General features: G+C 66.1%; 11 protein-coding genes. 8 read left to right on the top strand and 3 right to left on the bottom strand.

The genetic code is table 11. The features are described from left to right. The first annotated feature begins 256 nt into the window (after positions 1 to 256). The 3 genes from ACLIJ1_RS15035 (at position 257) to ACLIJ1_RS15025 (ending at position 3,069) form a co-directional block, all read left to right on the top strand. Positions 257 to 565 carry a c-type cytochrome gene (locus ACLIJ1_RS15035; protein ID WP_411366343.1) on the top strand — a complete coding sequence of 103 codons (309 nt, stop codon included), beginning with the start codon at positions 257 to 259 and terminating at the stop codon, positions 563 to 565. A 20-nt stretch (positions 566 to 585) separates the two neighbouring features. Continuing rightward, the gene (locus ACLIJ1_RS15030; RefSeq protein WP_411366408.1) at positions 586 to 1,860 is read left to right on the top strand and encodes an FCSD flavin-binding domain-containing protein; all 1,275 of its coding nucleotides are present in this window, start codon (positions 586 to 588) and stop codon (positions 1,858 to 1,860) included. A gap of 222 nt (positions 1,861 to 2,082) precedes the next feature. Beyond that, positions 2,083 to 3,069 (top strand): 3'-5' exonuclease, encoded by a 987-nt coding sequence (locus ACLIJ1_RS15025; protein ID WP_411366342.1) that lies wholly within the window; start codon positions 2,083 to 2,085, stop codon positions 3,067 to 3,069. A 9-nt stretch (positions 3,070 to 3,078) separates the two neighbouring features. Here the strand turns inward: ACLIJ1_RS15025 and ACLIJ1_RS15020 are convergent, their stop codons facing one another. Together ACLIJ1_RS15020 and ACLIJ1_RS15015 are read right to left on the bottom strand one after the other, a co-directional pair. Beyond that, the gene (locus tag ACLIJ1_RS15020; protein WP_411366341.1) at positions 3,079 to 4,014 is read right to left on the bottom strand and encodes an aldose 1-epimerase; all 936 of its coding nucleotides are present in this window, start codon (positions 4,012 to 4,014) and stop codon (positions 3,079 to 3,081) included. Between the two features lie 10 nt (positions 4,015 to 4,024). Then, positions 4,025 to 4,948, bottom strand: coding sequence for an SMP-30/gluconolactonase/LRE family protein (locus tag ACLIJ1_RS15015; protein WP_411366340.1), 924 nt, complete (start codon positions 4,946 to 4,948; stop codon positions 4,025 to 4,027). Between the two features lie 124 nt (positions 4,949 to 5,072). On the opposite strand from ACLIJ1_RS15015, the gene ACLIJ1_RS15010 reads away from it, so the two are divergent. Next, positions 5,073 to 5,885, top strand: coding sequence for an SDR family NAD(P)-dependent oxidoreductase (locus tag ACLIJ1_RS15010; protein WP_411366339.1), 813 nt, complete (start codon positions 5,073 to 5,075; stop codon positions 5,883 to 5,885). A gap of 6 nt (positions 5,886 to 5,891) precedes the next feature. On the opposite strand, the gene ACLIJ1_RS15005 is transcribed toward ACLIJ1_RS15010, so the two are convergent. After that, complete coding sequence (locus tag ACLIJ1_RS15005; protein ID WP_411366338.1) at positions 5,892 to 6,851, bottom strand: LysR substrate-binding domain-containing protein; 960 nt, start codon at positions 6,849 to 6,851, stop codon at positions 5,892 to 5,894. A gap of 114 nt (positions 6,852 to 6,965) precedes the next feature. Here ACLIJ1_RS15005 and ACLIJ1_RS15000 point away from each other — a divergent pair, with 114 nt between their 5' ends. The 4 genes from ACLIJ1_RS15000 (at position 6,966) to mmsA (ending at position 12,163) form a co-directional block, all read left to right on the top strand. Then, positions 6,966 to 8,417, top strand: coding sequence for an aldehyde dehydrogenase family protein (locus ACLIJ1_RS15000; RefSeq protein WP_411366337.1), 1,452 nt, complete (start codon positions 6,966 to 6,968; stop codon positions 8,415 to 8,417). A 40-nt stretch (positions 8,418 to 8,457) separates the two neighbouring features. Next, positions 8,458 to 9,426 (top strand): ABC transporter substrate-binding protein, encoded by a 969-nt coding sequence (locus tag ACLIJ1_RS14995; RefSeq protein WP_411366336.1) that lies wholly within the window; start codon positions 8,458 to 8,460, stop codon positions 9,424 to 9,426. A 105-nt stretch (positions 9,427 to 9,531) separates the two neighbouring features. Continuing rightward, positions 9,532 to 10,578 carry a multiple monosaccharide ABC transporter substrate-binding protein gene (gene chvE / locus ACLIJ1_RS14990; protein ID WP_411366407.1) on the top strand — a complete coding sequence of 349 codons (1,047 nt, stop codon included), beginning with the start codon at positions 9,532 to 9,534 and terminating at the stop codon, positions 10,576 to 10,578. Positions 10,579 to 10,657: 79 nt separating this feature from the next. After that, entirely contained in the window at positions 10,658 to 12,163 is a 1,506-nt protein-coding gene (mmsA, locus tag ACLIJ1_RS14985; protein ID WP_411366406.1) for a multiple monosaccharide ABC transporter ATP-binding protein, read from the top strand.

Genomic DNA, 12,163 nt, shown 5'->3' with positions numbered 1-12,163 from the left:
CGTTTCACGTGGTTGTGCGCACAGGAGTCCTGATTCCTGCATTGAGTGCTGTCATGTTCTCTCGTCAAGACAACCATCGACGCCGAAAGGCGGAGCCTCAAACCATCCGACATGGCAGACGGTTTTGCGGCCTCCGAAGCCAAGGGGAGTGGGTGCGATCCCCTCCGTGGCGCTGGATTCCCGATGACTCACGTTGCGCGACCATCTGGCCCCTGACCGAAACATCACCATCATCAACGCGCAAACAGGAGCGCCCATGAACCGAAAAATGGCACTGATCGGTGTGCTGAGCACATTGATGTCGGGAACCGCCTTGGCCCAGTCCGTCGATTCGCTGCAGGTTCGAAGTTGGGCGGCGGCGTGTGCGAATTGCCATGGAACCAATGGTCATGCGCAGGCAGGCAACGCGTCCCTGGCAGGCGTGAGCAAGGACGATCTGGTCAAGAAGCTGATGGACTTCAAGAGCGGCCACAGGCCGGCGACGATCATGCATCAGCTCTCCAAGGGCTATTCCGATGAGCAGTTGAACGCGATCGCTGGCTACTTTGCATCGATCAAGAAATGAATGCGAATGGAAGCGCCATGATTCGACGTCGTCAGCTCTTGCAGGCTGGTTCCAGCCTCGGTGCCGTGGGGCTGCTGTCCGGTTGCGCGGGCATGTCCACCGGCCATCGCGCGCATGTGGTGGTGGTGGGGGGTGGTTACGGTGGTGCGACCACCGCCAAATACCTGCGGATGTGGTCGGACGGCAAGATCCGGGTGACGCTGGTGGAGCCCAACCCGTCGTTCGTTTCGTGCCCGTTGTCGAACCTGGTGGTTGGGGGCAGCAAGTCGCTGGCCGACATCACGTCGTCCTACGACAAGCTCGGCGCCGTGCATGGTGTCGAGATGGTGCGCGACCGGGTGATCGCCATTGATGCGGAGCGCCAATCGGTCCGGCTCGCTGGCGGTGCGGTTCTGCCGTACGACCGCCTGGTGGTGTCGCCAGGGATTGACTTCATGTGGGATGCCTTGCCCGGGATGGCGAAGGCCGGGGCCAAGGAGTCCGTCCTGCATGCCTGGAAGGCGGGCGAGCAAACTGTCGCACTGCGCAAGCAGCTCGAAGCCATGCCCGACGGAGGTGTCTACGCATTGAGCATCCCTCTGGCTCCCTACCGCTGCCCGCCCGGCCCCTATGAGCGGGCATGCCAGGTGGCCGAATACTTCAGCAAGACCAAGCCCAGGAGCAAGGTGCTGATTCTGGATGCCAACGAGGATGTGACCTCCAAGGGGCCGCTGTTCAAAAGGGCCTGGGCCGACCGGTACGCCGGCATCGTGGAATACCGAAACAAGCATGCCCTGAGCGATGTGGATGCGGCCAACAGGACGCTCAAGTTCGAATTCAACGACGACGTCAAGGCCAGTGTGCTGAACGTGCTGCCGCCAATGAGGGCCGGGGAACTGGCCGTCAATGCGGGCATGGCGACCTCCAACCAGCGTTGGTGTGACGTCGACTTCCTGACCTTCGAGTCCAAGGCGATTCCGAAGGTGCATGTCATCGGTGACGCCATTCAGATTGCACCGGCAATGCCCAAATCTGGCCACATGGCGAACCAGCATGGAAAAACCTGTGCGGCTGCCATCGTCGCTTTGCTGACCGACCAACCGGTCAACCAGCTGCCGATCTACAACAACACCTGCTACAGCTTCGTCAGCACCGACGACGTGGTTCACGTCTCCAGCGTGCACCGCTACGACCCGGAGAAGAAGACCATGCTGACGGTCCCGGGCTCCGGCGGCGTTTCTGCCGCTGCCAACGAACTGGAGGGCCGGTACGCCCACGCATGGGCACGCAATATCTGGGCGGACACGCTGTCCTGATTGGCGTCCTCTGTTGTCGTCGCCCTTGCACGCACGGGCTGACGACGCGTGGGCCAGGAAGATCTTCAGTGGTGTGTGCTTCGTGGTACCTCGAAGCCGAAAAAGAAGCGTTCTGACGTCGGCTGCCGCGCTGGCGGCTCCAGCGGCTGCCCCACTAGAATCGACGACCGTTCTCGTGGGTGCGACTCCCATCAGCCCCGCCACCCCTTTTCTTCCTCCCCCTTGGGCCAACTCAGTTTCGAATTCGACGCCCCGCGGGAGCGCGTGCCCCAGGGCAATGCACCTGTCGACGTTCGGGCCCTGACGCCCGAGGAGATGGCGCAGCAGCTGGATGCCCACCCCGACTTCCTCGTGCTGCGGCGGCTGGTGCCTTTGCCGGACTACGGTCCTGCGCCCGACGCGCTGCAGTCTGCCTGCCGTGTCCTGATCCTCGACACCGAAACCACCGGCCTGTCCCACGCCAGCGACCGCATCATTGAGCTGGCGATGCTGCGGGTGTCGGTCGATGTCGCCACCGGACGTCCGTTTGGCCCGGTCGAAACCTTCGAGGGTTTCGAAGACCCGGGCATGCCGATTCCCGAGATCGCGCGGCAGATCACCGGCATCACCGACGAAATGGTCCGCGGCCAGCGTCTGGACGATGCGCAGGTCGAGGCTCTGCTGGCCGGCGCCGACCTGGTGGTGGCCCACAACGCCGGTTTCGACCGGCCTTTCGTGGAGGCGCGATTTCCGGGTTTTGCCGCCAAGCCCTGGGCCTGCTCGTTCGCCGACATCGACTGGAAGGCGCAGGGCGCGGAATCGGCCAAGCTCAGCGCGCTGGCGCAGGACCGCGGCTGGTTCTACGACGCGCACCGTGCGCTGGTGGACTGCCATGCGCTGCTGCAGGTGCTCGCCAGCCCCGGGGCCGAGGGTGCCCCAACCGGCCTGCAGCGCCTGATGGCTGCAGCGGATCGGTTGAGCTACAGGCTGTCGGCGACCGGCGCGCCGTTCGACAGCAAGGACAAGCTCAAGGCCCGCGGCTACCGCTGGGACGGCGATGCCAAGGTGTGGTCTTGCCGTCTGGGCGGCGAAACCTTGCTGGACGCCGAGCTGGTCTGGCTCAAGGCCGAGGTTTACGGCACCCGGCGTGCGCAGGCCGAGGTGGAGGTGCTGGATGCGCGGACGCGGTTCGCGCTGCGGCCGGGCCAACTGGAGCGCAGAGCGCTCTGACCGGTGGCTTCAGCTTGGCTGGATGCGGTCAAAGCGCCACTGCACTTCCAGCGACATCGACTGCCCCGGCGCCAGCGCCACCCAGCCCGGACGACCCGGCCAATGCGCGGCATTGATCGGGTGGCTGATGGGTTCGAAACAGAACACCGGCGGCGCCGCCGGCGCGTACAGCAGACAGTCCGGTCGACCGGGTGAGCCGTCCGGCAGCGTGAGGGTCCCTTGCATGCGCAGTGCCAAGTTGCGCTCGGGCCATTCGATCAGCGCCTCGCCGCTCCAGCCGCCAAAGCCGTTGTCGATCACGAGGCGGTCGACCATCGCGCCCGCGTTGAGGTCCCAGCCCTCGGGGAACTCGGTGGAGTAGCTGGTGGGAATCCGGTCGGGGCGGGACTTCCAGACGCCCGCCACGCCGGTGGTCAGCCGGCAGCCCGGTGTGCGCGTGAACCAGGGATGCTGGCCCAGCCCGAAGGGCAGCGCCTCGGGACCGCGGTTGGTGACCGTGAGGGTCTGCAGCAGGCCGCCGTCGGACAGCGTGAAGCCCTGCCGCGCCTCGTACACATAGGGGCTGCCGCCGAAGCTTTCGCTGCGCAGGACCATGGCCGCGCCGTCGGGACCCGGGTCGACCAGGGTCCAGGGCTGCTGCCAGCCGTCGCCGTGGATCGGGTACGGGTCGTCCGGCGTGTTGGGCTGCAGCAGGTGGAAGCGGCCCGCGTGCTCGAAGCCGCCGTCGCTGATGCGGTTGGACCAGGGCAGCAGCGGGTAGCTGGCCAGCGCCTGCATGCGGGTGGTCTTTCCATCCCAGGGCCGCCAGAGGTCCACGGGTTCGCCGCCGCGCAGCCATTGCCAGGCCGCCACGCCACCACCCGCCGAAGGCAGCAGGCACAGTCGCTGTGAGTGGCCGTCGACCCAGTGCGCACCGTCGAAGTTCAAAGCCGGGTTCATCGTCATGTCCCTGTGTTCAACCGCCAAACGGCGCGGCGGCGCGGCCCTGGCAGTCCATGTCCACCGCAAACAGCCCGCCCGCCAGCGGCTCCTTCGCCAGTGCCGCTTCATCCAGGCTGAACCGGGCCGAGGTGATGTAGAGCTTGGACAGGTCCGGGCCGCCGAAGGTGCACGACGTCACCTGGCTCACCGGCAACCCCACGCGGCCCAGCTCCTGCGCGGTGTCGGGGTCGTGGCAGGACACGCAGCCGCCGCCCCAGTGGCAGATCCACACGCGGCCCTGGGCGTCCGTGGTCATGCCGTCAGGCACGCCGTCGTCGGCGCCGAGCTGCAGCCACAGGCGCCGGTTGCCGATCTCTCCCGTCGCCGGGTCGCTGTCGTAGGCCAGCACCTGGCCGCGCACGGTGTCGTTGAACAGCATGGTCAGGCCATCGCGAAGCCAGGTGGGGCCGTTGGTGACCGCGAAGCCTTCGTCCACGCGGGTCCAGCTGCCATCGGGCGCGACCCGGTACAGCGCGCCGGTCGGCGCTCTGCAGTCGAAGTCCATGCTGCCCATCCACCAGCGGCCGACGGCATCGCACTTGGCGTCGTTGAAGCGGTTGCCGGTGCGCTCCGGTTCCGGCCGGCAGAGGTAGCGTGGCGCCTCGTCCGGGTGGTCGGGGTCCCACAGCGCCGGACCGCGCCGCAGGGCGATCGCCAGGCCCGCGCCGTCGCGGCGCTCGGCCAGGGCCGAGACTTCCTCGTCGAAGGTCCAGCTGTCCTGCGCGCCGGTGGCGGGGTCGAGCCGGTGGATGCGCCGGGACAGGATGTCGACCCAGAAGAATCGCTGCTGCCGCACGGACCAGAGACCGCCTTCGCCCAGAACCGCCGACGCCGGCCAGATGCAACGGACATCGCCCGAGGGCGTGAAGTCGGAAGGGTGGTGCGCTTGGGGTGGCATGTCGTCTCCAGGATGGCGGTCAGTGACCCGCGGAAGGACCCCGGGGCTTGACGTTCGCGGCATTATGCGATCAGATTGATATGTATTTGATTTGATTTGTTTATCTATTGATATCAGTATTGCAATGACAACCTTTTCTCCGAATCCGGACGTTCCGGCTGCCGCCGACGCGGCCCGGGCGTCCCGCTACGCCGGCCTGTCGGGCCGTAAGGTCTTCGTCACCGGCGGTGCCACCGGCATCGGCGCGGCCATCGTCGCGGCGTTCGCCCGCCAGGGCGCCCAGGTGGCGTTTGTCGACGTGGCCGCGCAGGCCGCCGAAACGCTGTCGCAGCAACTGGCCGACGAAGGCTGCCCCCGGCCGTGGTGGCGCGCTGTCGATGTGAAAGACCTCGCCGCCCTGCAGGGTGCCATCGCCGACGCGGCCACCGCCATGGGCGACTTCGGCGTGCTGGTCAACAACGTCGCCAGCGACGACCGCCACACCCTGGAGTCGGTTACAGCAGAGTATTACGACGAGCGCATGGCCGTGAACCAGCGCCCTGCGCTGTTCGCGGTGCAGGCGGTCGCGCCCGGGATGCGGCGGCTCGGTGGCGGCTCGGTGATCAACTTCGGCTCGGTCGGCTGGCAGACCAAGAACCCGGACTACCCCTGCTACGCCATCGCCAAGTCGGCGGTCAATGGCCTCACGCGCGGGCTGGCTGCCTCACTCGGCAAGGACCGCATCCGCGTCAACACGGTCACGCCCGGCTGGGTGATGACCGAGCGGCAGATGCGGCTGTGGCTGGACGCCGAGGGCGAACGCGAGATCGCGCGCAACCAGTGCATGCCCGACAAGCTGCTGCCGCAGCACGTGGCGAACATGGTGCTGTTCCTCGCTTCGGACGACGCGGTGATGTGCACTGCGCAGGAGTTCGTGGTCGATGGCGGCTGGACTTGAAGCCGATCAGTCCTGGTCCAGCTTGATGCCGTACTGCGTCAGGCAGGTCTGTTTGAGTGCTTTCATCAGCACCTTGGCGCCGGGCGAGAGCAGGCGGTCGGTGCGGGTGATGAGGCCGAAGGCGTCCATCTGGCAGGGCAGCTCGATCGGCAGCTTGGCCATCAGGCCGTGTGCGGCGTAGTAGTTCGCCACTTCTGTCGCCAGCACGCCGACCATGTCGCTCTGCTGCAGCATGCGCGTCATGAACAGCAGCGCCGAAGTCTCGATGGTGTTGATCGGCGGGCTCAGGCCCTCCTGCTGGAACATCAGGTCGAAGCGGTGGCGCAGCACGCTGCCGTCCGGCGGCACGATCCAGCCCGCACCGTGCAGGTCGCGCAGGCTCAGGTTGCTCACCCCGATCAGCGGGTGGCCGGGGCGGGTCACCGCCGACACCATCTCCCCGGTCAATGGTTCGTAGCGCAGGCTGCTCTTGTCGTGCTCCGCAAACAGGCGGCCGATCACGATGTCGATCTTTCCCTGCTCCAGCCGGTCGAGCAGCACCGGACTGGTCTCGATCTCCAGCGAGATCCGCAGGTTGGGGTGCTCCTGCTTGACCAGCGCCACCGCCGACGGCAGCAGGCTCAGCCCCGGCGAGGTGATGGCGCCGACGCCGACCTGCCCGAAGTGCCCCGACTTGAGCGCCATCAGTTCGTCGTGCGCCTGGTTCAGGCTGGCCAGCGCCATGCGCGCGTGGCGGATCATGGTCTCGCCGTACCAGGTCGGGCTCATGCCGCGGGGCAGCCGGTCGAACAGCGGCACGCCCAGCACGTCTTCCAGGTCCTTGAGCAGCTTGGACGCCGCCGGCTGGGTCATGCTGAGCACCTGGGCCGCTCGGTGGATGTTGCCTTCTTCCGCCAGCGCCACCAGCAGCAGCAGCTGGCGCGTCTTGAGGCGGGCGCGGATGAACCAGTGGTTGTAGTTGCTCATCGGGGGTTTTCCAGAATGCCAAGAGTGATATCAATTTTCCGCTAAAAATCATTAGATTGATATCAAAAATCTCCATAGACTGCCTGCGGAACACACACACAAGGCACCGCAGTCATGAAACAGGGCGAAATCCGGCACCAGCCACGGCACCTCATCAATGGGCGCTGGGTCATTGGCGCCACCACCGGCGTCAGCACCAACCCCTCGGACACGCGGGAAGTGGTGGCCGAGTTCGCCCGCGCCGACCGCAACCAGACCGAACAGGCGATCGCCGCCGCCGCCGATGCGCTGCCGCAATGGAGCCTGAGCACCCCGCAGCGCCGGGCCGACGCACTGGACCAGGTGGGCAGCGAACTGCTGGCGCGAAAGGAAGAGCTGGGCGCATTGCTGGCACGGGAAGAGGGCAAGACCCTGCCCGAAGCCATTGCCGAGGTCGCGCGGGCCGGCAACATCTTCAAGTTCTTCGCCGGCGAGGCCCTGCGCATCCCGGGCGAGACGATGGCCTCGGTGCGGCCGGGCGTGCAGGTCGACATCACCCGCGAGCCGGTGGGCGTGGTGGCGATCATCGCGCCGTGGAACTTCCCGTTCGCGATCCCGGCGTGGAAGATCGCGCCGGCCCTGGCTTACGGCAACACGGTGGTGTTCAAGCCGGCCGAGCTGGTGCCGGCCTGCGGTTGGGCGCTGGCCGAGATTCTCAGCCGCTGTGGTCTGCCCGCCGGCACCTTCAACCTCATCATGGGCAGCGGCCGCGAGGTCGGCCAGACCCTGGTCGAGCACCCGCGAGTGAACGCGATCAGCTTCACCGGCTCGGTGCCCACCGGCCGCCGCATCCTCACGGCCACCGCCGCGCGCCAGGCCAAGGTGCAGCTGGAGATGGGTGGCAAGAATCCGCTGGTCGTGCTGGCCGACGCCGATCTGGACCAGGCCGTCGACTGCGCGCTGCAGGGCTCGTACTTCTCGACCGGCCAGCGGTGCACCGCTTCCAGCCGGCTGATCGTGGACGCGCCGGTGCACGACGAATTCGTGGCGCGCCTGACGCGTCGCCTGGAGTCGCTCAAGGTAGGCCATGCGATGACGCGCGGCACCGAGATGGGTCCGGTGGTCGACGGCGCGCAACTGGAGCAGAACCAGTCCTACATGGCGATCGCGGCCCACGAAGGGGCGCAGCACGTCTGGGGCGGCGAGCTGGTGGAGCGCGAGACGCCGGGGCACTACATGAACCCCGCGCTGTGGCTGGCCGAACCCCATCACCGCATTGCCCGCGAAGAGATCTTCGGCCCCATCGCCTGCGTGCTGCGGGCCGACGGCTACGAGCACGCACTGTCTCTGGCCAACGACACGCCCTTCGGGTTGTGCGCCGGCATCTGCACCACCTCGCTGAAGTACGCGATGCATTTCCGTCGCCACGCGCAGGTGGGCATGACCATGGTGAACCTGCCGACCGCCGGCGTGGATTTCCATGTTCCGTTCGGCGGGCGCAAAGACTCCAGCCACGGATCCCGCGAACAAGGCCGCTATGCGGCGGAGTTCTACACCACCGTCAAGACCGGCTACATGCTGGCCTGACCCTTTTCGATTTCATCACCACAAACAGGAGACAGACACCATGAAACGCATTCAGCGCCGCACCCTGGTCGCCACCCTGGCGACCGCTTCCCTGGCCGTTTTGCTGCCGGCCACTTCGTTCGCCCAGAAACCCATCGTGCTGGGGTTCAGCCAGGTCGGCGCCGAGAGCGAATGGCGCACCGCCAACACCGAGTCGGTCAAGGCCTCGGCCAAGGATGCCGGCATCGACCTGAAGTTCTCCGACGCCCAGCAGAAGCAGGAGAACCAGATCAAGGCCATCCGCAGCTTCATCGCGCAGAAGGTCGACGTGATCGCCTTCTCGCCGGTGGTGGAGTCTGGCTGGGAAATGGTGCTGCGCGAGGCCAAGGCCGCCAAGATTCCGGTGGTGCTCACCGACCGCTCGGTCAACGTCAAGGACGACTCGCTGTACGTGTCCTTCCTGGGCTCCGACTTCGTGGAAGAAGGCCGCAAGGCCGGGCGCTGGCTGGTCGAGAAGACGAAGGGCCAGAGCGGCACCGTCAACATCGTCGAGCTGCAGGGCACCGTGGGCTCCGCGCCCGCCATCGATCGCAAGAAGGGCTTCGAGGAAATCATCAAAGCCGACCCGAAGTTCAAGATCGTGCGCTCGCAGACCGGTGACTTCACCCGCGCCAAGGGCAAGGAAGTCATGGAAGCCTTCCTGAAGGCCGAGGGCAAGAACATCAACGTGCTGTACGCGCACAACGACGACATGGCCATCGGCGCCATCCAGGCCATCGAGGAGGCCGGTCTCAAGCCCGCCAAGGACATCACCATCATTTCGGTGGACGCGGTCAAGGGCGCCTTCGAAGCCATGATCGCCGGCAAGATGAACGTCAGCGTCGAGTGCAGCCCGCTGCTGGGTCCGCAGCTCATGCAGATCGTCAAGGACGTCAAGGCCGGCAAGCCGGTGCCCAAGCGCATCGTGACCCAGGAAGGCATCTTCCCGATGGAAACCGCCGCACAGGAGTTCCCCAAGCGCAAGTACTGAGCCACCGACCCACCAACGATTCCCAACAACAACAGGCAGCCGCGCGCAGGAGCGCGCGGCGACCATCCACCGGAGACACACTTGAACACACCGAACCGCCGCCACCTGCTGGGCGCCCTGGCGCTGACCTTCTTCACCTTCGCCACCGGCGCCCAGGCGCAGGACAAGGGCACCATCGGCATCTCGATGCCGACCAAATCGTCCGCCCGCTGGATCGCCGACGGCGACAACATGGTCAAGGTCCTGAAGGACCGCGGCTACAAGACCGACCTGCAGTACGCCGACGACGACATTCCGAACCAGCTGGCGCAGGTCGAGAACATGATCACCAAGGGCGTGAAGGTGCTGGTGATCGCCTCGATCGACGGCACCACGCTGTCCAAGGCGCTGCAGAATGCGGCCGACAAGGGTGTCAAGGTCATCGCCTACGACCGCCTGATCAAGGGCAGCAAGAACGTCGACTACTACGCCACCTTCGACAACTTCCAGGTTGGTGTGCAGCAGGCTACCTCGATCGTCGACAAGCTGGGCCTGAAGGCCGGCAAGGGCCCGTTCAACATCGAACTGTTCGGCGGCTCGCCCGACGACAACAACGCCTTCTTCTTCTACGACGGCGCCATGAGCGTGCTCAAGCCCTACATCGACAGCGGCAAGCTGGTGGTGCGCAGCAAGCAGATGGGCATGGACAAGGTTGGCACGCTGCGCTGGGACGGCGCCGTGGCGCAGGCCCGCATGGACAACCTGCTGTCGGCCTTCTACGGCAAGGACAAGGTGCACGCGGTGCTGAGCCCGTACGACGGCCTGTCGATCGGCATCCTGTCCTCGCTCAAGGGCGTTGGCTACTGCACCGCGCAGCAACCCTGCCCGGTGGTCTCGGGTCAGGATGCCGAGGTGCCGTCGGTCAAGTCCATCCTCAAGGGCGAGCAGTACTCGACCATCTTCAAGGACACGCGTGAGCTGGCCAAGGTCACGGCCAACATGGTCGACGCGATGCTCTCGGGCAAGCAGCCCGAGATCAACGACACCAAGACCTACAACAACGGCGTGAAGGTGGTGCCCAGCTACCTGCTCAAGCCGGTGCCGGTCGACGCGAACAACTGGAAGAAGGTGCTGGTCGACAGCGGCTACTACAAGGAATCGCAGGTCAAGTAAGCCGTTCCCGCCGGGGTCATCGTCCGATGGCTCCGGCGCGCTGTGCACCGAGGATTCCGCTTTGCAAACCCTTCTGGAGATGCGGTCCATCCGCAAGACCTTTCCTGGCGTCGTCGCCCTCGACCAGGTGAACCTGCGCGTGCGCGCCGGCGAGATCCACGCGCTCGTGGGCGAAAACGGCGCCGGCAAGTCCACGCTGATGAAGGTGCTCTCTGGCGTGTATCCCGCCGGCAGCTACACCGGCGAAATCCTGTTCGACGGCCAGGAGCGCCAGTTCAAGGGCATCCACGACAGCGAGCAGCTGGGCATCATCATCATCCACCAGGAGCTGGCGCTGGTGCCGCTGCTGTCGATCACCGAAAACGTGTTCCTGGGCAACGAGGTCGCGAACCGCGGCGTGATCGACTGGATGGCGGCCCACCGCCAGACGCAGGAATTGCTGCGCAAGGTCGGTCTCAGGGAATCACCCTCGACGCTGATCACCAACATGGGCGTCGGCAAGCAGCAGCTGGTGGAAATCGCCAAGGCGCTGTCCAAGCAGGTCAGGCTGCTGATCCTGGACGAACCCACCGCCAGCCTGAACGAAAACGACAGCCAGGCCCTGCTGGACCTGCTGCTCGAACTCAAGGGGCAGGGCATCACCTGCATCCTGATCTCGCACAAGCTCAACGAGATCGCGCGCGTGGCCGACGCCGTGACCATCCTGCGCGACGGATCCACCGTCGAGACCATCGAGTGCCGCGACGAGACGGTCAGCGAGGACCGCGTGATCCGCGCCATGGTCGGGCGCGAGATGGCCGACCGCTACCCGCCGCGCACGCCCGACATCGGCGGGACCGTGTTCGAAGTGACGAACTGGCGCGTGCACCACCCGCAGCACGCCGACCGCGAGGTGATCAAGGGCGTGGACCTGCACGTGCGGCGCGGCGAGATCGTCGGCATCGCCGGCCTGATGGGCGCGGGCCGCACCGAGTTCGCGATGAGCGTCTTTGGTCGCGCCTGGGGCCAGCGCATCAGCGGCGAGGTCCGGTTGCACGGAAAACCCATCGACGTCGGCACGGTCGGCAAGGCGGTGGCCCACGGCCTGGCCTACGTCACCGAAGACCGCAAGGGCAACGGCCTGGTGCTGGCCGAAGACATCCAGTTCAACACCTCGCTGGCCAACCTGGGCGCCGTCTCGCGCGCCGGCGTGATCGACGACGGTCGCGAGTACGGCGTGGCACAGGGCTACCGCGAGAAGCTGCGCATCCGCAGCGCCGGCGTGAACCAGAAGACCGTCAACCTCTCGGGCGGCAACCAGCAGAAGGTGGTGCTCAGCAAGTGGCTGTTCACCAACCCCGAGGTGCTCATCCTCGACGAGCCCACGCGCGGCATCGACGTGGGCGCCAAGTACGAGATCTACACCCTGATCGCCCAGCTCGCCGCCGAAGGGAAATGCGTGATCGTGATCTCTTCCGAAATGCCCGAACTGCTGGGCCTGTCCGACCGCATCTACGTCATGAACGAAGGCCGCTTCGTCGCCGAGATGCCGGTCGCCGAGGCCTCGCAGGAAAAGATCATGCGCGCGATCGTCACCAGTCACTGA

Source organism: Hydrogenophaga sp. RWCD_12, assembly GCF_046604225.1.
Lineage (GTDB): Bacteria > Pseudomonadota > Gammaproteobacteria > Burkholderiales > Burkholderiaceae_C > Hydrogenophaga.
This window is presented reverse-complemented; position numbering and strand designations above follow the sequence as displayed.